Here is a 22,346-nt window from a genome sequence, read left to right as displayed (position 1 = left end):
TACGTAACGCAGATTGAAGTCAATCAAATTTAGATGAAATGTATTCAGGATTTCCCATGCAAAACGCACAACACCAAAACCTAGTTGGCTTCATCTGGAATATTGCCAACAAGCTTCGTGGCCCCTACCGTCCGCCACAGTACCGTCGTGTGATGCTGCCGCTGATTGTTCTGCGCCGCTTCGATCTGGTTCTGGCTGAAAACAAGCAGAAGGTACTGGACGAAAAAAAGCGGCTGGAAGACAAAGGCATCTCTGGCCCAGCGCTGGAAAAGGCACTGTCACGCATCGCAGCCACTGACCGCAAGCAGGAGCTTTTCAACACCAGCGGTTTCACGTTTGAGAAGCTACTAGGTGACGCACCCAACATCGCGGGCAACCTGATCGCCTACATCCAAGGCTTCTCACCACGCGCCCGCGACATCTTCGACAAGTTCGAGTTTGAAACCGAGATCGCCAGGCTGGACGAGGCCAATCGCCTGTACCTGATCATCAAGGAGTTCTGCTCGGCAGACATCAACTTGTCGCCAAAGGCCATCACCAATCTGCAGATGGGCTACCTGTTCGAAGAGCTGGTGCGCAAGTTCAACGAGCAAGCCAACGAAGAGGCCGGCGATCACTTCACTCCGCGAGAAGTCATTCGCCTGATGGTGCAGTTGCTGTTCACAGGCGAAGACGGCATCTACGAAAAGGGTATCTACCGCAGCGTGTACGACCCCACCGCCGGTACCGGCGGCATGCTGTCCGAATCAGAGAAGTTCATCTGCGGTGACGGTTTCACATCCGGACTGAACCCGGACGCGAATATCGAACTGTTTGGGCAGGAATACAACCCTGAGTCCTACGCTATCTGCTGCTCTGACCTGCTGATCAAAGATGAGCCGATCAACAACCTGATCTATGGCGACACCCTGGGCATCAAGGACGCGAAGAACAAGACTAACGGCTTTGTGCCGCACGACGGCCACCCGGACAAGAAATTCCACTACATGCTGGCCAACCCGCCCTTTGGGGTGGAGTGGAAGCCGGAAGAAGACTTCGTGCGTGAAGAGTATGAAGACCAGGGCTTCTCTGGACGCTTCGGCGCCGGACTGCCACGTATTACGGACGGGTCGCTGCTATTTCTGCAGCACATGATTTCCAAGATGCATCAACCACCCAATATCGTCGATGGCAAAAATATTGGTGGCGACGGCTCCAAAATCGCCATCGTGTTCAATGGCTCTCCATTATTCAGTGGTGATCCGGGAGGAGGCGAGAGCAATATTCGGCGCTGGATCATTGAGCGCGACATGCTTGATGCTGTCGTCGCACTGCCAGACCAGATGTTCTACAACACAGGCATCTATACATACGTCTGGATCGTCACCAATAAGAAGCCCGCTCATCGCCAAGGCCTGGTGCAGTTGATCGACGGCACCCGCCACTTCAAGAAGATGGACAAGAGCCTTGGCAACAAGCGCAACGAGCTTTCGGAAGACCACATCAGGGAACTGGTGCGCCTGTACGCCGAGCACGACCACGATGCCGAAAGTGATGTGCTGGTGGATGGTAAGGCCGAGCGCCGGGTCTGCAGCAAGGTCTTCGAGAACCGCGAGTTTGGCTTCCTGAAGATCACCGTTGAGCGCCCGCTACGCTTGAACTTTCAGGCCAGCGCGGAGCGGATCGCCAGGCTGGATGGCCAGAGCGCTTTCGTCAATCTGGCGAGCAGCAAGAAGCGCAAGGACGATGCAGCCTATCGCGCGGAAATCGCTGCAGGCCAAGAAACGCAGGCAGCCATCAAGGCCACCCTGCAAAGCATGAGCAGTGAAGTGCTGTACCGCAATCGCCCTGCTTTCGAGGCGGTCCTCGAAGCCGCCCTGAAGAAGGCGGGCATCAAAGTTGGTGCGCCGGTGAAGAAAGCCATCCTGGCGGCACTGTCTGAGCGCGACCCCAAAGCAGACATCTGCCTTGACGCCAAAGACAACCCGGAGCCGGATGCCGATCTGCGCGATACCGAAATCGTCGCCCTGCCGAATGACATTTCCTTACCGCTGCCACTCGGCTATGACAACGAGACCGGCCATGACAAGCTGTTGGCGCTGGTGAAAGACCATTGCGAAGCCTACCTAAAGGCCACAGTCCTGCCGCACGTCCACGATGCTTGGATTGACCACAGCAAGACCAAGGTAGGCTACGAAATCCCACTCACTCGGCACTTCTACGTTTACCAGCCACCAAGGCCATTGAGTGAAATCGCAGAGGAGATTAGTCAGCTCGAAAAAGAGATTGTGACCATGCTGAGCGAGGTGCTGTGATGATGGACTACAAACCGTACGAAAAATACAAGACTACCGATTGCCCATGGCTAAAAGAAATACCTGAGCATTGGTCAATTAAGCGGATTAAGAACGTAGCAACGTATAACGACGACACCTTGGACGAGAGGACAGATCCTGATTTCGAAATCGATTACGTAGATATTTCTAGTGTCACATTGGCGGGAGGGATTGAAAAATCAGAAACGATTCTGTTTGAGAAGGCGCCATCGCGAGCGCGACGAAAAGTAAAGCATGGCGACATCATCGTCTCCACGGTGAGAACTTATCTCAAAGCGATTGCGCCGATTTCGACCCCACCAGAAAATATGGTTGTCTCAACTGGATTTGCAGTTATTCGACCCAAAGAGACGCTTCACTCTGGATTTGCTGGATATTTGCTGCAATCAAATGGATTTGTAGGTGAAGTGGTCGCCAACTCTGTTGGCGTTAGTTACCCAGCGATTAACGCTAGCGATCTTGTCCGGATTGAAGCAGTTGAACCCCCAATCGATGAGCAAGCCATAATCGCTCGCTTTCTCGATTTCAAAATCGCGCAAATAGATGCCCTAATTCTCTCGATGGGCGGCTCTGTTGAAGTCGAAAAAAATTCCAAAAAGAAGAGTATGGTTTTTCTACTTCAGGAATATCGTTCTGCGATGATCACAAATGCAGTAACTGGACAAATTGACGTTCGGACAGTGCCAATACCGCAAGGTGTTTTTGAGAAATGAGAAAATGGCGCTGAATGCACAAGGCTACTTCAATTGCCTAAAGTCCTATCTCAATACCAACCATTACGGCGAGCCCCAGGCAAGTAACGGTGAGGTCGTGTTGAGAGAGAAGGTATTCGGCCAAAGTGGCAACAAACCCATTGAGTACAAGGTGAGCTTGCAGACCACCGGCGAAACCTTGGTGATCAAGCTGGACACCAAGAAGAACGGCTCATCGCTGCCGCTGTTTCATTTTCTGGACGATACCGCCAAACCCTGGTCTAAGCGCTGTGACTTCGTAGTGTTCAACCTGCGCAAAGGCAAGCTGTATGTGTACTGCCTTGAGTTCAAGTCAGAGAGCATCCCGCACGACGTACCAGATCAGTTAAAAGCCAGTGTGGATTGGCTCAAGGCGCTGCACGCCACCATCAATGCGTACACCACTAAGCGCAGCGCTATTCACGCGACGAAGTATGTACTGAGCAACCATCCCGACCCGACGCCGTATCTGGATGCGGAAGGAAAGTACCTGCAGCGCGATCACACGATACGCCACTACCGCTATGCCGACCTCAATGGCATGGCGCTTGCGGATTTGGACAACAGCAATATTGAGGTGATTCGCTAACAGGCCGAATCCGACGTATTTAAAGGGTGAGAAAGATGCACAAAGAAATCGACTTCGAAAACGACATCGAGCACGCACTGATCAGCAGTGGTGGCTACGAAAAAGGTGATCCCAACACCTACGACCCGGAAGCGGCACTGTTTCCGGCAGATGTCGTTGCCTTTGTGCAAAAGACGCAACCCAAGATATGGATGCGCCTGACCCAGCTAGACGCCGCCAAAGCGCCCGCGATGCTGCTGGACAGCTTGGTGAAGGAGCTTGCTGCCAAAGGCGCCCTGGCGATCTTGCGCGAGGGATTCAAGTGCGTGGGCAAGACGGTGCGGCTGGCCTACTTTGCGCCCAACACCGGGCTAGACCCCGCGAGTACTGAACGTTACGACGACAACCGCTTGACCATCGTGCGGCAGGTCAACACCAAGAGCGGGGCCATCCCCGATGTGGTGTTGGCGGTGAACGGCTTGCCCGTGGCCACGCTGGAGCTGAAGAACCCGATGTCGGCTACGCGATGGAACGTGGAGAACGCCAAATACCAATATCGATTTGAGCGTGACCCCAAGGAATTGTTGTTTGCTTTCAAGCAGCGTTGCCTGGTGCATTTTGCCGTGGATACCGAGCTGGTGTTCATGACTACCAAGCTGGAAGGCAAAGACACATTCTTCCTGCCCTTCAATCTGGGGCATGGCCACGGCGCGGGCAACCCGCCTGCCGCGTGCGATGTGCGCACTACCTACCTGTGGCACAAAGTGCTGACCCGTGACAGCCTGATGGACATCTTGGCCCGTTTCATCCATTTGGATGTCGAGGAAAAGACCGTCGTCACCGACAAGGGCATCAAGCGCCACCGCAAGGAGTCGATGATCTTCCCGCGCTACCACCAGCTGGATGCGGTTCGGGCACTGACCGACCACGCACAATCAAATGGTTCAGGGCACAACTACTTGATCCAGCATTCCGCTGGTTCGGGTAAATCGAATTCGATTGCTTGGCTGGCTCACCGGCTCTCTAGCCTGCACGACGCCAACAACGAAAAGATTTTTCATTCAGTGGTGGTGATCACCGACCGTCGCGTGCTGGATCAACAGCTGCAAGACACGATCTTCCAGTTTGAGCACAAGCTGGGAGTGGTGCAGAAGATCGACGAAAACACGCAGCAACTGGCGAAGTCGCTAGCTGATGGCGTACCGATCATCATTTCCACCATTCAGAAATTTCCCTTTATCACGCAGGCCATCCGCACGATGGAGGCCAATGGCAAGGGTGTGGCCATCTCGACAGCGGGCAAGCGTTTCGCGGTGATTGTGGACGAGGCGCACAGTTCGCAAAGCGGTGAAACTGCGATGGAGTTGCGCAAGATCTTGAACAAAGACGGCATTGAATCCGCCATTGCCGAGCAGTTGCTGGACATGGACGACGATGCCCTGAGCGAGGACGCGAAGACGGAGCTGTTGCGCGAACAACTCAAGCGCGCAAAACAACCCAATTTGAGTTTCTTTGCCTTCACCGCAACGCCCAAGTTCAAGACCCTGGCTGTTTTCAACGAGCCCGGCCCCGATGGCAAGGTGCCTTTCCACCACTACAGCATGCGCCAAGCCATCGAAGAAGGCTTCATTTACGACGTGCTGGCGCACTACACCTGCTACAAGCGTTACTACAAGCTGATCCAGAAGGTGGAGGCTGACCCCGAGGTGCCACGCCGCAAGGCCGCCCGCGCACTCGCGCGATTCGTTGAATTCCACGACTACGAAATTGCGCAGAAGGTCGAAGTGATTGTTGAACACTTTCGTACCCATACCCGCCACAAGATTGGCGGCCGGGCCAAAGCGATGGTGGTGACAGGGTCACGCGAACACGCGGTGCGTTACAAGCTGGGCTTCGACAAGTACATCAAAGACAAGGGCTACACCGACGTGAAATCGCTGGTGGCTTTTTCGGGCGAGATCACGCTCAAGGAGTTCGCCGACAAGAAATTCACTGAAGTGAACATGAACAACGGCATCAAGGAGTCCGAGCTGCCTGAGAAGTTCAACACCGAGGAATACCAAGTCTTGTTGGTGGCTGAGAAGTACCAGACGGGCTTTGACCAGCCGCTGTTGCACAGCATGTATGTCGACAAGCGTCTATCCGGCATCCAGGCGGTACAGACTCTATCGCGCCTGAATCGCACTACACGAGGCAAGACTGATACCTTCGTGCTCGATTTTGTCAACGAGCCAGCGGACATTTACACAGCCTTCAAGCCCTATTACGAGACAACGGACAAAGGCGATGACACCGATCCACAACAGCTCAACACGCTGGCACATACGCTGGCTGGTTGGAAAATTTACACCGAGGCAGAGGTTAGCGCTTGGTGCGAAATCTGGTTCCGTAACCGACTGAACCCCACTGGTGGCGAGCACAAGAAATTGAATGGTCTGCTCGATCTGGCGATTGAGCGATTCAAGAAGCTCGGGGAAGAAGACCAGAACTTGTTTAAGGGGCAGCTGGTTAGCTTCCGCAATCTGTACGGCTTTGTTTCCCAGATCGTGCCTTACCAAGACTCCGATCACGAGAAGCTGTATACCTATGCGCGCTTCCTGCTGACCAAGCTACCGCGCACCACGGACAGCCGGACGGTGCAAGTCGACGATGAGGTCGAGCTCAAGTACTACCGGCTACAAAAAATCAGTGAGGGAGCAATTGATCTGAAGGCGGGTGAAGCGGATGCACTAAAAGGCCCGACGGATGTAGGCACGGGCCAAGCCGATGAAGAAGTGCAGCTTTCGACCTTGGTTGGTAAGCTCAATGAGCGCTTCGGCACAGAGTTCACTCCGGCCGATCAGCTCTTCTTCGATCAAGTCCGTGAAACCGCTGTAGCCAATGAACAGTTGCAACAGGCCGTCATGGCCAACAGCATCGAAAACTTCGAACCGGTATTCAACAAGCAGCTTGAGAACCTTTTTATCGAGCGTATGGACGGCAACGAAGAAATCTTTGTACGTCTGATGAACGATGAGTCGTTTAGGAGTGTTGCGGCGAGCCACCTGATGCGTGCTGTGTATCAGCAAATCCGAACATCAGGTAAGACAAATGTGTGAAGGGTTTACGTTGAGTCATTCGTTCAGATCTATGTATTAGACTTAATTTCCAAGGAGTAAGGAGGTAGGGACATGGCGATTTATGAGGAAGTACTGTCGTGGGCAAGAAGACTACCGTTGTGGCGACAGGACGCACTGAGGCGTCTGTGCGTTCAAGGTGAATGGGATGCTGCTGATCTTGTCGAGATACTGGATCTTGCCAAGCAACACCATGGGATCTGCAGTGCACTAGACCCTGCGCCGCAACCGAATCTGCTCTCTGAGGATCATTTTCCGGCCGAAGCGAACCAAGGCGCGACTGTGGTTCTTACATCCATACATACGCTGGTCAATGTCGGGAAAATTCCTAGCGATCAGATTTTGGAGTTCCAGTCTCAGGGCCTCACTATCGTGTATGGCGGGAATGGCACAGGCAAGTCTGGTTATGCGCGTGTGCTGAAGCAGGCCTGTCGTGCCAGGAGTCCCGGCACCGTCTATGCCAATGCCTACGACCCGAACTTCTCGCAGCTCACGCCGAGCGCCACTATTGCTTTCGAGTTGAGCGGCGACCCGGAGCAGGCGCTATGGAGCGGTGAGCGCGGCCACGTTTCTCGGCGAGAGCTCCGGGGCATTTCCGTCTTCGACGGTGACTGCGCCCGCCACTACCTTCAGGCGAGGGAAGCGGCCTCTTTCCAGCCCATTGCTTTGACCTATCTTCAGCAGCTGGCCAACGGCCTCAGTCAGGCGCTACGTCCACTGATTCAGGCCGAAATCACTGGGCTTGCGGTGGATGTTACGCCGTTCAAAGTTATTCCTGCTGATACCGATGCAGGCCGAGCTGTGCATCCAATCAGCGCCACAACCGATCTGGCGCGGGTGCGCGCACTTGCCGTGCTTACCGCAGACGAGCAAGCAGAGCTTGCACGCCTGCCCCAGGAGATCAGCGAAGCTGATCCCACAGCCAAGGCGGCGCTGCTGGACAATGCCGCGACTAAGGTCGACGAATTGGTCAACACCATTAGTACCGCCGCTCGCATTGTGTCCGACGAAGCGATTGATGCCATAAGGTCGGTGCATCGAAAGCTGTTGGACGCTGAGGCTGCCGAGAGGACCGCGTCGACGCTGCTGCAGGCCGAAGATGCCACGCCGCTGCTCCCCGGCACAGGCCAAGGTTCTTGGGCGCTCCTGTTCAATGCCGCGCGCGCGTATTCGACCGGCGCGGCGTATCCAGAAAAAGCCTTCCCGGTTACCGACGAAGGCGCACAATGCGTACTGTGCCAGCAGGAGCTTACGCCTGCGGCGACGGATCGTTTGCGGCGCTTCGATCGCTATGTCCGTGACACGGCGTCCGAAGCCGCACAGGCCGCGCGCAGCTCCTGGCAGCAGCTCGTACGCGAAGTTGGGTTGGCGACGGTCACATTTACTGTTTCCCAGGTCATGTCCGAGAGCCTGCGCGGGCGCATTGAGACGCTGCCGGACGCTATTCGGATATTCCAAGAAGACCTGCTCTCCCGTCTTCAGTGGCTCAGAGCTGCTGTGGCGAACGGGGAATGGCAGGGCATGCCGATGTACCGTGGCGCGAATCCGACCGCTACGATGCTCCAGATCGCGGACAGCTTGCGCGCCGAGGCGACTGCCTTGCGCACAAATATCGACGCTGTAGCCTTGGCGGCCAAGCGGCTTCGCCTGAAGGAGCTAGACTCGCGTCGCCTGCTGTCGGAGCACGTCGACAGCATTGCCCAGGTGGTCGGTAATCTCGGCCACAAGGTGAGACTTCAGAACTGCCTTGAGGATGTCGGCAACACGCGCTCGATCACCCTATTCGCAGGTCAGCTTGCTAAGACATACATCAGTGAGGCGCTGGCCAACAGGATGAACGATGAGCTCAGGAGGCTTGATCTCTTCCATATTCGCGCTGGGGTCAGCTCAACCGGCGACGCGGGATCGGTACGTCTCGGCATTCTCCTTCCCGATAGTCGGCTCGATCCGCACCTCGTACTCAGCGAGGCTGAGCAGCGCATGTGCGCGCTTGCGTACTTCTTCGCGGAACTCCATCAGTCGGGATCTTGTTCCGGGATTGTGTTCGACGATCCGGTCTCTAGTCTCGACCACAGCCATCGAACGGCCGTAGCACGAAGAATTGTCGAGGAGTCCGCTGTCCGGCAAGTTATTGTCTTCACCCATGATGCGGTTTTCTTCGGTGAACTGATCACGCTTTGCGGTGATGCTGGACAAGCGCCTAGCGTGAAGTCGATCAGCTATCGCGCCGAAGGCCCCGGATACATCGACGCAGGATTGCCTTATGACATGCGGCGACACCGCGACCGCATTGCGCAACATCGCGCCTATCACCAGCAAATCGCTGCCAGCTTCAACAACCCGCCAGGGGATGAAGAGCGACTTGCGATTCGCAACGCCTATGACGACCTCCGGGTGACGATTGAGGTCGGAATCGAGGACACGATTCTCAATGAGACCGTCGTGCGATTCCGGGATGGCATCTCAGTCGGCCGACTCGCAGGTGTGATGATTGTGGAGGACGCGGAGTACCGTGAAGTTCAGCGCTTACACGATAAGTGTTGTCGGAATGTTCGAGCGCATTCTCATGCTGCTGGTCAGCAACGAGCGGTAACGCAACCAACCGAGCTACTGCAGGACATAGAAGCGGTAAATTTGCTGTTCCAGGAAATCCGCAGACGCAGAGGTTGATATAACCGCTAACTCGATGGCGCAACCATCTACGATGGAATTTTTTGATTTCGGCGATTAGGAGCTGAGGCAATCCAATCTCTACAGTTGGTTGGTGTTTGCTGACATGGAGCTGGTTTTACAGGCAGTGGATATTTTGTAGAAAAATTAAAAGCACATCCGTGCCTTCGTTCAAATCTGTGGTTGAGTACAGGTTAGTGGGTCGGCCTTGCTGATCCCTTCACCGTACCACACCGTTCTCGCCGTCAAGGACTGCGCGTGCTCCGCATGCTCGCGGCGGTGCCGTCTGCGATCCCTGACTGCTGCGCTGCGATGTGTTCCGCCGGTCTCGGGCAAATCCGCCCGCAGATCGGAGAAAGACCATGTCGCATTTCACTGTCGTTTCAGAAAATACACTCCTCGTGCGTGACGCTAATGGCCAGTATGCCCCGGCATCCATCGAGGTCATCCTCGAAGCTGCTCGTCGGGTCATCGATCACAAGCTGCTGCGAGATGGCCAGTTCATCTCGCCGGGGGCGGTCAAGGACTACCTGCAGGTGAAGCTGGCAGGGCTGGAGCACGAAGTCTTCGCCGCGATGTTTCTCGACAATCAACACCGGCTGATCGCCTACCGCGAGATGTTCCGAGGCACGCTTGATAGTGCCAGCGTGCATCCGCGCGAAGTCGTTAAAGAGGCGCTGACGCTGAACGCAGGAGCAATCATTCTGTCGCACAACCATCCCTCCGGACACCCGGAGCCAAGTGACGCTGATCGCCACATCACCAAGCGCCTGCAGGATGCCTTGGCGCTGGTGGAGGTTAGGGTGCTCGACCACATCGTGGTCGGTGGCTTCACGTCGGTGTCGTTTGCGGAGAGAGGGCTCATTTAGCCCTAGGGGGCTTTGCCCCCTTTTTGCTTCGGCTATTGCCGTGCGCGCATGAATCGCTGGCCCTATGGGTCTGGCTCACTCAATACCAGCATCAAGCCAACACAGGCATGCCGAATGGCTGGGTAATGTCGAGAGCGTCACCACTGTACTGGAGCGCTCTTGAATGTCTGCGAATACCCCTAGGCTCACTATTCCTCTGGATGTCGCCCGCTTCCTGAACAACGCCGAGGCGGCGGCCTTTCTTCGGCTGTCGCCGCGCACGCTGGAGAAGCGTCGCATGCTCGGTGACGGCCCACGCTTTCGCAAAGTCGGGCGGCGTGTGATCTACGCATTGGATGATCTGATCTGCTGGGCCGATGCCCGCAGCTTCGAGGCGACTTTCGATCCGGATTACGGCAAGCCACACCCGGTACAGTGAGGGGCTTGCCATGAAGTTATCCAGAAGCAAGTCAAACGCTGCGCCTACTGGCGAGCCCCAGCTGGAGCTGTTTCGGGCGCTGCCGCCGGTGATGGCTCCGCGCGATGCGCAGGATCTGATGGCGTATCCGTTCTTTGCTTTGGGCAAGTCACGGCGCGTGCAGCCCATCGACTTTCAATCGGGTGCTGTGCGTGTGCGCGTTGAGGGCACGCTGGAGCATGGCCTGGCGACGATCTGGGATGCCGATATCCTGATCTGGGCGGCGAGCCAGATTGTCGAGGCGCGCGATCTCGGCCTGCGCACTTCACGACTTATGCAGGCCACGCCTTACGAAATTCTGACCTTTATCGGGCGAGGTACTTCCCTCCGCGATTACCAGCGCCTGAAAGCAGCACTCGACCGCTTGCAGTCCACCAGTGTAGCCACATCGATCCGCGAGACAACCGGGCGACGGCTGCATCGCTTCTCGTGGATCAATGAGTGGAAGGAGCTGGCCGGCAGTGATGGCAAGCCGTTGGGTTTGGAGCTGGTCCTGCCGGATTGGTTCTATGCCGGCGTGCTGGAAGAGGCACTAGTGCTAACGATAGACCCGGCCTATTTTCGACTGGGTGGTGGCATCGAGCGCTGGCTGTATCGGCTGGTGCGCAAGCATGGCGGTCGCCAGAAGGGCGGCTGGCATTTCGCTTTCCAGCATCTCTATCTCAAGTCGGGCTCGATGGCTCGCTACTCGGATTTTGCTATCGATATTCGCCGCATCGTGGCTCGGCAGGTCTTGCCTGGCTACCGATTGGGTGTGCGTTTGCGGGCGGACGGACACGAAACTTTGACCTTCCAAGCGCATGCGGAGCCGGGTGCTCCAGCGTGCTCTGTCGGATGATAAAACGGAGGATAACCTGTGATCACTATCGTGCTATCAGGCGCAGCCAGGCTCGTGCTATCAGGCGCAAATGACTCGTGCTATCAGGCGCGCAACTCGGGCTGCAGCCCTTGTGCCGTCTGCGTCTCAGCGCCCCTTAACTTATATAACTATAAAAGAATAACTGTAGTAGGGGAAAAGCCCTGCTGTGGACAAGTCACTGCAAAAGCGAGGTGGCGAGCATGATTATTTCTCTGTTAAACCAGAAAGGCGGGGTCGGCAAAACCACCTTGGCGACCCACCTGGCCGGTGAACTAGCGCAAGCCGGCCAGTCGGTTTTGCTGATTGATGCCGACCCGCAAGGCTCGGCTTTGGACTGGTCACAGCGACGAGCACAAAGCGGTTATCCGCGATTGTTCTCGGTCATTGGCCTGGCGCGCGAGACGCTGCATCAGGAAGCGCCAGCGATGGCGCGAGGTGTCGATCACATCATCATCGACGGCCCGCCGCGTGTGGCGGCCTTGGCGCGCTCTGCGCTGCTGGCCAGCGATGTCGTGCTGGTGCCGGTACAACCCAGCCCCTACGACATCTGGGCCAGTGCCGAGATGGTGGGGCTGATTCGTGAGGCGATGATCTTCAAGCCAGCCTTGCAGGCCGCGTTTGTGATCAATCGCCGCGTGGGTGCCACGGTGATTGGTCGCGAGGTGCGTCAGGCGCTCTCTGAGCAGCTCATAGCGACTCTCGCGGCCGAGGTGCGGCAGCGCATCGTCTTTGCCGATAGCGTCGCTTCTGGCGCGTTAGCGAGCGAATTGGAGCCTGAGGGCAGGGCAGCCATCGAGATTCGCTTGCTGGCGCAGGAGCTACTCGGGAGGTCGTCATGAGCAGCCGACGCATGCCCTTCGGTCAGCGGCCGTCTGCTGACCCATCGCTGGAGGCTTGGGTACGGCAGGGCGAGGCTGCACCTCTGCCATCGGCCGAGCCCGTCAAAGCCGATATCTACACCGCCCGCATGACGCTCGATGTCACGCCAGAGATGCGATCGCGAATCAAGGTTGCGGCGTTCAAGCGGGGGCGCACCGTCACCGATGTGCTGCGCGAGTTGCTGGAGCAGCATTTTCCGGAGGATCAGCCATGAGCACGCTGCTGACGCGCGTCTCGCTGATCTTCATTCCGGATCGCGTGAACATCTGGCTGCGCTTCGGGCATCCGATGGCTGAGCATCTGCAGGATGGCCAACGCCGTTTTGCCGACTTCGCGCCGGGTGCGGTGCTGTGTCGCATCGAGTGGCAAGCCAATCGCTATGGCACGACGCGTTGGGTACTGCGTGTGCTGCAAACGGCGAGCGCTGGCGAGACTGTTCAGGTTGTCACAGGCGTGCAACCCGGTGCGCAGATATTACTGCGTGTCTCCAGCCAGCAGCGCGTGATGCAGGCGCTGGGACTGATTGATGACCTGGAGGCGCAAGGCCACGATCCGTCGCGTGTGCCGCCGGATTACTGGCGCATGGTTCACAACCGATTGGCGGCTCATATGCCGCCGCCGGCCTACACGCCTGAACGACATGCTGCGTTCTGCGCGCGGGAGGCTGTGCGATGAGCCAACGACTCATTATCGCCAGCCTCTCGTTGGCTGTTACCGCACTCGGTGTGGCGCTGACGGTGTCGCTGCCATCGTGCGTGATCTACAACCCGAGTGTCAGTGCGCCACAGGGTTGGTATGCACTGGCAGCGCCAGATCGCTTGCAGGTCGGTGAGCATGTGCTGGTGCGCTTGCCGTCGGCTGTTGCCGAACTGGCAGCGCAACGACGCTATCTGCCGATGTACATTCCGCTGCTCAAACGCATCGCCGCGACTGCACCGCAATTGGTTTGCGTGCGTGCAGGTCGTGTGCTGATTGATGGTCGACTTGCTGCTGTTCAGCGTGCAGCCGATGCGCAAGGTCGGCGACTGCCACACTGGCAGGAATGCCGTCGATTGAGTGCGGGCGAACTGTTTTTGCTGAGCGAAACCAGTGACGCCTCGTTCGACAGTCGCTACTTCGGGCCGATCACCACGGATCGGGTGATCGGCCGTGCTCGCGCCTTGTGGACCTGGGCTCAGTCGGGAGATGAGCCATGATGAGCGAGCGAATGCGAGCGGTAAAAGCGGAGGGCAAGATAAAAGGGGACGGCACGCTAGCGTGCCTTGAGCCCTCCGCCATCAGCATTACAGGCAGCACCGGATGGGGCCGGGTGCGTGCCGTGTTGAAGCTGAAAGCATTGCCGCTGCTGGCTTATAGGCGTGCCGCCTACACCAGCATACGCCGCCATGCGCTGGAGTGTGCGCCATGAGTCGGCGCGATGAGGATGGCTTGGACATCCGGCCGGCTGCGCCCAAGGGACGACATCAGCGCTTTGTCAGCCAGGTGATACGCGAGGCGAGCAAGGCCAGTGGCCGTTCGCTTAACCGGCCGGCATCGCGAACAGGTGCATCGTTGGGGCGAGGGCAGGTGGCTGCGCGAGTGGCTGGGAAGGTGTTTGACCGCAAGGCGAGGCGAGTCGTGATCAAGACACGGCTTGTAAATCTGAGGAAAGCCGGTAGCCGATCCACGATCACACATTTGCGTTACATCGAGCGCGAAGGCGTGGGGCCGGATGGTGAGCCGGGAAAAGCTTATGGGCCGACTACCGACGACGCTGATATGGGCGCATTCGATGAGTGCGTGAGTGATGACCGGCATCAGTTTCGGTTCATTGTTTCGACTGAGGATGCGGTGCAGATTGAAGACCTGAAGCACTTCACGCGTGACCTTATGACGCGGGTTGAGGCTGACCTAGGTTCGAGGCTGGATTGGGTGGCGGTGGATCATTGGGATACCGACAATCCGCATACGCATATCGTGCTGCGAGGTCGGCAGGCGGATGGCCATGATCTAGTGATTGCGCGGGAGTACATCGGCACGGGTATGCGGCAGCGGGCCAGTGAGCTGGCTACGGAGTGGCTGGGGCCACGCACTGAGCTAGAGATTCTGCAGAGTCAGCAGCGGGAGGTTCAGCGGCCAGGATGGACGGCGCTGGATCGGTCGCTACAGCGGTTGGCGAAGGATGGTCAGGTGACACTGAGGCAGCTGCATGAGCAGTGCCGAGATCCGAGGTATCGCAATCTGCTGGTGGGAAGATTGCAGTATCTAGAAGGGATGGGGTTAACAACGACAGTGGTTGGGCGAGGCTGGCAGATGCAGCCAAGTCTGGAAAAAGCCCTGAAGTCTGTTGGCATGGCAAAAGATATTGTCAGAACGAAGAGCCGTGAACTTGAGGTTTGAGTCAGGCTTATTGGTTGCGTGTGAAGCTTGATGATCAAGTGACAGAAACTCCATGGACTGATAATCTGAGCTTATTGTTGTTGGGAATCACTCTCATTATGTCCGTGCGGTATCAAACAGCCATGAGGCGTCGCTGGTCACTATCTCTGATAGTGATCATACTGCTGCATTGGTCGCTTGGTGCCTGCGCTGCGCTGGCCGACACCATCTGCCTTGAGCCTGATGGCAGGGTGGTCTGGGAGCAGGCTGGCAAGCCATGTGCTGCTGAAGCCTTGGAACAGGCCACGGGCAAGCCCTGCATCGATATTCAGACTCAAGACGGCCATGACGATCACTCGCCAGTCCCCTCGAAGCTGCAACTCGCAGACCTACAAACGCCACACCTGATTCCGGCCCTGACTTGGCTGCTACCCAGTATTCCCGCGCACCATGCGGTGAAGCCGGATGCGACCGGGCCACCCACAACGCCGTTCTCCGTCATCATTCGCGAAACTGCTTACCTGCTCATTTGATGCTTCCTGTTGACCACTGGAAGCAGGCCTTGGCCTGCGTTCTTTCGTCTGCATGGGAATCATCATGTCTCGTATTTTTGTTGTATTTGTATCCCTCATGGCCACGCTATGCGCTGGCCTGCTTCATGCCGACAGCCTGAGTCTGTCGGAAGCCACCCGTCGGGTGCTTGAGAAGAACCCGCAGACAGCGGTCAGTTCTGCGTTGCAAGACGCCGCTGCCGGGCGCGTCAGGCAAGCCGGCGTACTCCCCAATCCTGAAGTGAACTATCTGTTGGAAGATTTTTCGGGCGACACCAATCGCTCGGCCAGCAGTGCCACAACGACCTACAGCGTGAGTCAGCGCTTTTCATTGCCTGGCAAACGCAGTGCGCGAACCTCTGTCGCGAGCGAAGAGCGCACCCTGACCGCGTTGGAAGCTCAAGCTGAGCGGCTGCGGCTGATTCGTCTCACCCGTGATAGCTATGTCGATGCCTTGGCCAGTGCTGAAAAGCAGTCGGCGGCTGAACGGAACTTGCTTCTGGCGCAGCAACTGCGCGATGCCGTTGCGGCTAGGGTGACGGCCGGCAAGGTGTCACCCATCGAGTTATCACGAGCCACTGTTGCCCTGGCAGGCGCTCGTCGTGCGGTCAATTTGGCGATGCAGGAGAGTCAATTGATGCGCCGGCAGCTAGCAAGCTTGTGGGGTAGTAGCCGGCTTGAAGAGCAGCTGATGGACATATTGGTATTGCCGGAGCAGTTGTCCGAGCCGTCAGACCTCGCCAGTGTGAGTCCCTACCTGAAACAGGCGGAGGCGCGTATTCAGCTTGAACGAGCTGCCCTGACGCTGGCCAAGCGTCAGCGGTTGCCGGACTTCACCCTGTCGGCTGGCACGAAGCGCGAAGCCATCACCCGTGAACAGAGTGTTCTGCTCGGAATCTCCGTGCCCATTCCCTTGTTTGATCGCAACCAAGGAGCTCTGCGCAGTGCGCGTGCCGAGCTGACGGCTGCCGAAGCCAGCTTGATCCTCGCACAGCAGCAATGGCAACGGCAGCGTGACCAGCTACTGGTGCAGCGCGAGGCCAGCTATCAGGACGCGCTGCAACTACGGGATGAAGTGCTGCGTATTGCCAGCGAGGCTTTGGAGGCAACACGCGAAGGCTACCGCGCGGGCAAGTTCTCGCTGATCGATCTGCTTGATGCCCAGCGCAGTCTGGTCGAGTCACAGGGCGTGTATCTCGCCGCCCGCATCTCCTATCACAAAAGTGAGGCCGCGCTCGATGAGCTGCTGGGCCGCGCTACTTTTTCTGGAAATACGCCATGAACATTGTCATCAAGTCCTTGCTGCTGTTACTGGCAGTAGCCGCCGGCTCTGGCCTGACCTGGGGCCTGCTGGAGTACGGCCCGTTCCGGCATCAGCATGAAATCCATCTCACTGCTCCGACTGGCGAGACTCATGCGGAAGACACGGAAGCAGCTCATACGGAAGGACATGCCGAAGCCATCAAGCTGACAGACGAGCAGCTGGTCGCCAATGGCCTGCGCATCGAGACAGCCGCACTTGGCAATTTTGCCAGTGGTTTGTCGCTGCCGGGGCAGCTGGTGTTAAACACGGATCGCGAGGCTCGCGTGTTGTCACCGATTACCGGGATGGTGCGTTCGGCTCCGATTCAGATTGGCGCACAGATCAAGGCCGGCACGGTGCTGGCTGTGATCGAAAGCCCTCAGCTCTCCGATGTGGCGGCGCGCTATCTGGCTGCCAAGGAGCGGCAAGTCATGGCGCAATCGTCCTTTGCCCGTGAAGAGAGCCTGTGGCAAAAGAAAATTAGCGCCGAGCAGGACTATCTCGCCGCTCGTCGCGAGCTCAATGATGCCCGTATCGAAACTCAAAGTGCCTTGCAGAGCCTGCTGGCACTGGGCATGAGCGAGCATGATGCCAAAGCACTGAAGCCGGGTGGCCGTCTGGCCAGCTATGCCTTGCGTGCGCCGATCTCGGGCACGGTTCTGTCCAAGGACCTGACCCTTGGCGAGGCCGTGACATCCGACAAGCCTTTGTTCCGGCTGGCGGACCTCTCGACGCTCTGGATTGATCTGGCGGTGCCGGTCACTGACCTGCCCAAGATTCGTGCAGGCCAGACGGTCGTTGTGACTGATAAAGCCGGCATGAGCAGCCAAGGCCGTGTGATTTTCGTACAGCCTGAGCTCGATGAAGCCAGTCGCAGCGGCTCTGTGCGCGTGCAAATCGACAACAGCCAAGGGCTGTGGCGCTCGGGCCAGTTCGTGCAGGCGCAAATCCAGACGGGTGCAGTCTCTCAGACACTCAGTGTGCCGTTATCCGCCATCCAGATGCTGGAGAACCAGCCGACCATCTTTGTGGCTGACAAGGATGGTCTGGAGCCGCGCACAGTCGTGCTCGGTCGGCGCAGTGGTGATCGGCAGGAGGTGATCAGTGGTTTGAAGGTTGGCGAACGGTATGCCAGTGGCAATGTCTTCGTTCTTAAAGCTGATCTGAAGAAGGGAGAGGCCGAACATGAAGATTGATTGTTTGCGCCTGTCGCAGGAGAGAAGCCATGTTTGATCGCGCCATTGGCTTCTCCCTTTCGCATCGTTATCTCGTACTGGTGATGGTCTTGATGCTGGCTGCTTTCGGGATTTTTTCCCTGCAGAAACTGCCCATCGACGCCGTGCCGGACATCACCAACAACCAGGTGCAGATCAATACCGAGCTGGCCGGCTTGTCACCCGAGGACATCGAAAAGCAGGTTACTTTTCCGATTGAAAGCGCATTGGCCGGGATATCCGGATTGGAATCCACGCGCTCACTGTCACGCAATGGCTTTTCGCAGGTCACGGCCGTATTTCGTGACGATGTGGACATCTACTTTGCCCGCAACCAGGTCACGGAACGCCTGAACGAGGCCAAGGATGTGTTGCCGCCGGAGGCGTCGCCACGCATGGGGGCGATTTCGACGGGTCTGGGCGAGGTCTACATGTGGGCGGTGAAGTTCGCTCACCCGAGTGGTCAGGGGGCCAAAGTTAGCAATGGGCAGCCCGGCTGGCAAAGTGATGGCAGCTATCTCACCCCCGAGGGCGAATACCTGCGTACTCCGGTAGCGCAGGCCGCTTATCTGCGCACGGTGCAGGACTGGATCATTCGGCCCCAGCTCAAAGGCTTGCCGGGCGTGGCCGGCATCGACAGCATCGGCGGCTACGAGAAGCAGTATCACATCCAGCCTGATCCGCTGCGGCTGAGGGAGTACAACCTGTCCGTCACCGATCTGGTCGAGGCCTTGGAAAAGGCCAATCAGAGTCGTGGTGGTGGATTCGTCGAGCAGCGCGGCGAGGCTTATCTCGTGCGCGCCGATGGTCGCTTGAAGCGAATGGAGGACATTGCTGCCACGGTAGTAGCGACACGAGGCAATACACCGATCTATGTGCGTGACCTGGCCAAGGTCGAGATCGGCGAGGAGTTGCGCACCGGTTCGGCCAGCGAAAATGGCCACGAGGTGGTGGTCGGTACGGCATTGATGCGTATCGGCGAGAACTCGCGAACGGTCGCAGTCACTGTCGATGAAAAGATGGCCGATATCCGGCGCAGTCTGCCGCCGGATGTTGAAGCGCAGACGGTGCTCAATCGCAGCAAGCTGGTCAATGCGACCGTGGCTACGGTGATCAAGAACCTCAGCGAGGGCGCATTGCTGGTGATCGTCGTGCTCTTTCTGATGCTCGGCAACATCCGCGCAGCATTGATCACAGCGGCAGTCATCCCGCTCACCGTATTGCTGATGAGCACGGGCATGGTCAAGGCCGGTATCAGCGGCAACCTGATGAGTCTGGGCGCATTGGACTTCGGCCTTATCGTCGATGGCGCGGTCATCATCGTCGAGAACTGCCTGAGTCGTCTGGCGGCTCGCCAACACCATCTCGGCCGGCTGCTGAGCCTGGAGGAGAGACTGTCTGAAGTGCTGCATGCCACCCGTGAGATGGTGCAGCCCTCGGTTTTTGGCCAAGCCATCATCATCACGGTGTATCTGCCCATCTTGGCTTTGGAGGGCGTCGAAGGGAAGATGTTCCACCCCATGGCCGCGACGGTGATCATGGCGCTAGTTGCCGCCTTCGTGTTGTCACTGACGCTGATCCCGGCACTCGTCGGCATCTTCTTCACCGGCTCCATCGAGGAAAAGGAGAATCGATTTCTCGCCAAGGCTCATGCGCTGTATGTGCCGGCCTTGAGCTGGGCGATGCATGAGCATAAAAAGGCGATGGGCATGGCGCTGGGTGCTTTTGCCGTCGCCGTGGTGATCTTCACTCAGTTGGGGCAGGAGTTCGTGCCGACGCTGGATGAAAAAGATGTCGCCATGCATGCGCTACGCATTCCCAGCACGGGCATCAAGCAGTCCAGCAGCATGCAGCTGCAGGTCGAACGCACCGTCGCGCAGTTCAAAGAAGTGGCCTATGTCTTCTCCAAGACCGGTACCGCCGAAATGGCCGCCGACCCGATGCCGCCGAGTGCATCAGACACTTTCATCATCCTTAAACCGCGCGAGGAATGGCCGGATTCGAGTCAGACCAAGGCTGAGTTGATCGAACGCATCGAGCAAGCGGTCAGCAAGCTGCCCGGCAACAACTACGAGTTCACTCAGCCGATTCAGATGCGCTTTAACGAGCTGCTGTCGGGTGTACGCGCTGATGTCGCCGTCAAGGTATTTGGGGATGACTTCAACACCATGCTGTTGACGGCCAATCAGATCGCGCAGACTTTGCGAGGCGTACAGGGGGCCAGTGAAATCAAGGTCGAGCAGGTTGAAGGGCAGACACTGCTCGATATCAGCTTTGACCGTGATGCCCTAGCGCGCTTCGGGCTTCGCATGGCCGATGTGCAGGACACGGTGGCGGCTGCCATTGGCGGGCGTCAGGCTGGCGAGATTTTCGAGGGTGACCGTCGCTTCGATGTGATGGTGCGTTTGCCGGAAGCCGTGCGCACCGATCTCGATCTTTTGCGCAATCTCCCCATCCCCGTGCGTGATGCCCAATCGGATCAAGGCTTCATCACCTTGGGCAGTATCGCTACACTGTCTCTGCGCGATGGTCTCAATCAAGTCAGTCGGGAAAATGGCAAGCGCCGTGTCGTGGTGCAGGCCAATGTCCGTGATCGCGATCTGGCCTCATTCGTTGAGGAAGCCGAGCAGCGCATCAATACGCAAATCAAGTTGCCGGCTGGTAGCTGGCTGGTCTGGGGTGGGCAGTTCGAGAATCTGCAGGCGGCCAAGTCTCGCCTCATGATTGTCGTGCCGGCCTGTTTCGCCTTGATTCTGATGCTGCTGTTCATGGCGCTGGGCACGGTACGGCAGGCATTGTTGGTGTTCAGCGCGGTGCCGCTGGCCTTGACGGGTGGCATTCTCGCACTGTGGATATGCAGCATTCCGTTTTCGATCACTGCAGCCATTGGCTTCATCGCGTTGTCTGGCGTGGCGGTGCTCAATGGTCTGGTCATGGTCAGCCGCATCAATCAGCTGCGTGCTAACGGCATGGCGCTCACACAGGCGGTGCAGGAAGGCTCGCTCTCGCGTCTGCGTCCAGTATTGATGACAGCGCTGGTTGCATCGCTGGGCTTTGTGCCCATGGCACTAGCCACAGGCACCGGAGCCGAGGTGCAGAAGCCGCTGGCCATTGTGGTCATTGGCGGTCTGATCACCAGTACGCTACTGACGCTGGTGGTGTTGCCGGCGTTATATCGCATGATTGAGCAATGGCGAGTGGAGAGAAGCAATGTCTGATAGTTGCGGTGATTCTTGTGCTAGCAAGGTGCCGGTCGTTGACCCTCAGTATCGCCGTATATTGGTGATTGCGCTGCTGGTCAATCTGGTCATGTTTGTCGTCGAAATCATGGCGGGTTCGGCGGCAGGCTCCAGTGCCTTGCTCGCCGATGCACTGGACTTTCTTGGCGATGCCGCCAATTACGGCATCAGTCTGTATGTGCTGGGTCATGCCATGATCTGGCGCGCTCGCGCGTCATTGCTAAAAGGCCTGACCATGGGACTGTTTGGTTGCTGGGTGCTGTACGCCACGGTTGGGCGCTTGCTGGCCGGGCAAGTGCCCGAGGCCAGCACGATGGGCATCGTGGGCTTGCTGGCTCTGCTGTCGAATGTGGGCGTGGCTTTGATGCTGTATCGCTACCGCACGGGCGACAGCAACATGCAGTCGGTGTGGATCTGCAGCCGCAACGATGCCATCGGCAATATCGCGGTGATGTGCGCTGCCGGTGGTGTCTGGTTGACGGCAAGTGCTTGGCCGGATGTGGTGGTTGCACTGGGTATGGCAGTGCTGGCCATTTCGGGTGCAACTCAGATCATCCGAGCGGCTTTACACGAACTTCGAGAGGAGAAAGACATCGCATGAGCAGTCTGATTCTGCTGAAAACGCTGGGGCTGTTCGTGGTGACGGCCTTGGCCGAGATCATTGGCTGCTTTCTGCCCTATCTCTGGCTGAAAAAGCAGGGCTCGCCCTGGTTGCTTCTGCCGGCCGCAGCCAGCCTGATGCTGTTCGCTTGGCTGTTGACCTTGCACCCAGAGGCCAGTGGTCGTGTGTATGCAGCCTACGGCGGGGTGTATGTGGTGGTGGCGCTGCTCTGGCTACGCTGGGTTGATGGCGTAGCGCTGAATGCCAGCGACTGGATGGGTGCGGGCATTGCACTGGTGGGCATGGCCGTCATTGTTATGGGTTGGAGATCTGCGACATGAATGTCGAGCATGAAATCGCGGAAATATTTCGTCAGTTAAATGATCAGCTGACGGTCAATGACCCTCGTGCCAAGCGCGATGCTGCACATGCCTGTTGCGAGAAGCTGGAGACACTGTTGAGCACCGTCGATGCGGAGCAGAGATCATTGGTTGAGCAGGCTTGTCTGCGTGCCCGCTGCACCTTTGATGCGTTGCACCAGGACTTGCAGGAGACGCTGGAGTGGGCAAGCTCCGCCTCCGTTGATTGATGCTGCGACGATCCGAGCCATTGCCAA

Annotated in this window: 21 protein-coding genes; all 21 read left to right on the top strand. The window is 57.6% G+C overall.

The features are described 5' to 3' along the window. The first annotated feature begins 56 nt into the window (after nucleotides 1-56). The 21 genes from AC14IB_RS03045 (at nucleotide 57) to AC14IB_RS02945 (ending at nucleotide 22,319) form a co-directional block, all read left to right on the top strand. Entirely contained in the window at nucleotides 57-2,294 is a 2,238-nt protein-coding gene (locus AC14IB_RS03045; RefSeq protein WP_484230494.1) for a type I restriction-modification system subunit M, read from the top strand. After that, nucleotides 2,294-3,028, top strand: coding sequence for a restriction endonuclease subunit S (locus tag AC14IB_RS03040; RefSeq protein ID WP_484230493.1), 735 nt, complete (start codon nucleotides 2,294-2,296; stop codon nucleotides 3,026-3,028). Before AC14IB_RS03045 ends, AC14IB_RS03040 begins: the two co-directional genes overlap by 1 nt. A 4-nt stretch (nucleotides 3,029-3,032) precedes the next feature. Next, nucleotides 3,033-3,635: a hypothetical protein gene (locus tag AC14IB_RS03035; protein WP_484230492.1), complete on the top strand. Its 603-nt coding sequence runs from the start codon at nucleotides 3,033-3,035 to the stop codon at nucleotides 3,633-3,635. A gap of 35 nt (nucleotides 3,636-3,670) precedes the next feature. After that, on the top strand, nucleotides 3,671-6,712 hold the full coding sequence (locus AC14IB_RS03030; RefSeq protein ID WP_484230491.1) for a type I restriction endonuclease subunit R: 3,042 nt from the start codon (nucleotides 3,671-3,673) through the stop codon (nucleotides 6,710-6,712). A gap of 72 nt (nucleotides 6,713-6,784) precedes the next feature. Further along, the gene (locus tag AC14IB_RS03025) at nucleotides 6,785-9,400 is read left to right on the top strand and encodes an AAA family ATPase (RefSeq protein WP_484230490.1); all 2,616 of its coding nucleotides are present in this window, start codon (nucleotides 6,785-6,787) and stop codon (nucleotides 9,398-9,400) included. A gap of 362 nt (nucleotides 9,401-9,762) precedes the next feature. Continuing rightward, complete coding sequence (gene radC / locus AC14IB_RS03020; RefSeq protein ID WP_484230489.1) at nucleotides 9,763-10,269, top strand: RadC family protein; 507 nt, start codon at nucleotides 9,763-9,765, stop codon at nucleotides 10,267-10,269. A 163-nt stretch (nucleotides 10,270-10,432) separates the two neighbouring features. After that, a complete protein-coding gene (locus AC14IB_RS03015; RefSeq protein WP_484230488.1) occupies nucleotides 10,433-10,687 on the top strand; it encodes a helix-turn-helix transcriptional regulator in 255 nt (84 codons plus the stop codon). Between the two features lie 10 nt (nucleotides 10,688-10,697). Next, nucleotides 10,698-11,564 carry a replication initiator protein A gene (locus AC14IB_RS03010; protein ID WP_484230487.1) on the top strand — a complete coding sequence of 289 codons (867 nt, stop codon included), beginning with the start codon at nucleotides 10,698-10,700 and terminating at the stop codon, nucleotides 11,562-11,564. A gap of 221 nt (nucleotides 11,565-11,785) precedes the next feature. Then, nucleotides 11,786-12,424 carry a ParA family partition ATPase gene (parA, locus tag AC14IB_RS03005; protein WP_484230486.1) on the top strand — a complete coding sequence of 213 codons (639 nt, stop codon included), beginning with the start codon at nucleotides 11,786-11,788 and terminating at the stop codon, nucleotides 12,422-12,424. Next, nucleotides 12,421-12,678: a chromosome partitioning protein ParB gene (locus tag AC14IB_RS03000; protein WP_484230485.1), complete on the top strand. Its 258-nt coding sequence runs from the start codon at nucleotides 12,421-12,423 to the stop codon at nucleotides 12,676-12,678. Before parA ends, AC14IB_RS03000 begins: the two co-directional genes overlap by 4 nt. Further along, entirely contained in the window at nucleotides 12,675-13,139 is a 465-nt protein-coding gene (locus AC14IB_RS02995) for a DUF2840 domain-containing protein (RefSeq protein ID WP_484230484.1), read from the top strand. The genes AC14IB_RS03000 and AC14IB_RS02995 overlap by 4 nt, the downstream gene beginning before the upstream one ends. Next, nucleotides 13,136-13,660 carry a S26 family signal peptidase gene (locus AC14IB_RS02990; protein WP_484230483.1) on the top strand — a complete coding sequence of 175 codons (525 nt, stop codon included), beginning with the start codon at nucleotides 13,136-13,138 and terminating at the stop codon, nucleotides 13,658-13,660. Before AC14IB_RS02995 ends, AC14IB_RS02990 begins: the two co-directional genes overlap by 4 nt. After that, complete coding sequence (locus AC14IB_RS02985) at nucleotides 13,657-13,872, top strand: hypothetical protein (RefSeq protein ID WP_484230482.1); 216 nt, start codon at nucleotides 13,657-13,659, stop codon at nucleotides 13,870-13,872. Before AC14IB_RS02990 ends, AC14IB_RS02985 begins: the two co-directional genes overlap by 4 nt. After that, nucleotides 13,869-14,843 (top strand): hypothetical protein, encoded by a 975-nt coding sequence (locus AC14IB_RS02980; RefSeq protein ID WP_484230481.1) that lies wholly within the window; start codon nucleotides 13,869-13,871, stop codon nucleotides 14,841-14,843. Before AC14IB_RS02985 ends, AC14IB_RS02980 begins: the two co-directional genes overlap by 4 nt. A 152-nt stretch (nucleotides 14,844-14,995) precedes the next feature. Next, complete coding sequence (locus AC14IB_RS02975; protein ID WP_484230480.1) at nucleotides 14,996-15,355, top strand: hypothetical protein; 360 nt, start codon at nucleotides 14,996-14,998, stop codon at nucleotides 15,353-15,355. 64 nt (nucleotides 15,356-15,419) lie between these two features. Beyond that, on the top strand, nucleotides 15,420-16,655 hold the full coding sequence (locus tag AC14IB_RS02970; RefSeq protein WP_484230479.1) for a TolC family protein: 1,236 nt from the start codon (nucleotides 15,420-15,422) through the stop codon (nucleotides 16,653-16,655). Next, nucleotides 16,652-17,872 (top strand): efflux RND transporter periplasmic adaptor subunit, encoded by a 1,221-nt coding sequence (locus AC14IB_RS02965; protein WP_484230478.1) that lies wholly within the window; start codon nucleotides 16,652-16,654, stop codon nucleotides 17,870-17,872. Before AC14IB_RS02970 ends, AC14IB_RS02965 begins: the two co-directional genes overlap by 4 nt. A 29-nt stretch (nucleotides 17,873-17,901) precedes the next feature. Beyond that, nucleotides 17,902-21,108 (top strand): efflux RND transporter permease subunit, encoded by a 3,207-nt coding sequence (locus AC14IB_RS02960; protein ID WP_484230477.1) that lies wholly within the window; start codon nucleotides 17,902-17,904, stop codon nucleotides 21,106-21,108. Then, the gene (locus AC14IB_RS02955) at nucleotides 21,101-21,730 is read left to right on the top strand and encodes a cation efflux transmembrane domain-containing protein (protein ID WP_484230476.1); all 630 of its coding nucleotides are present in this window, start codon (nucleotides 21,101-21,103) and stop codon (nucleotides 21,728-21,730) included. Before AC14IB_RS02960 ends, AC14IB_RS02955 begins: the two co-directional genes overlap by 8 nt. Next, nucleotides 21,727-22,071: a YnfA family protein gene (locus tag AC14IB_RS02950; protein WP_227512995.1), complete on the top strand. Its 345-nt coding sequence runs from the start codon at nucleotides 21,727-21,729 to the stop codon at nucleotides 22,069-22,071. The genes AC14IB_RS02955 and AC14IB_RS02950 overlap by 4 nt, the downstream gene beginning before the upstream one ends. Further along, entirely contained in the window at nucleotides 22,068-22,319 is a 252-nt protein-coding gene (locus AC14IB_RS02945) for a hypothetical protein (RefSeq protein ID WP_484230475.1), read from the top strand. The genes AC14IB_RS02950 and AC14IB_RS02945 overlap by 4 nt, the downstream gene beginning before the upstream one ends. Nucleotides 22,320-22,346: the final 27 nt, after the last annotated feature.

The sequence above is a fragment of the Perlucidibaca sp. genome (assembly GCF_057084925.1).
The sequence above is the reverse complement of the archived record's forward strand: the minus strand, read 5'-3'. Positions and strand labels throughout refer to the sequence as shown.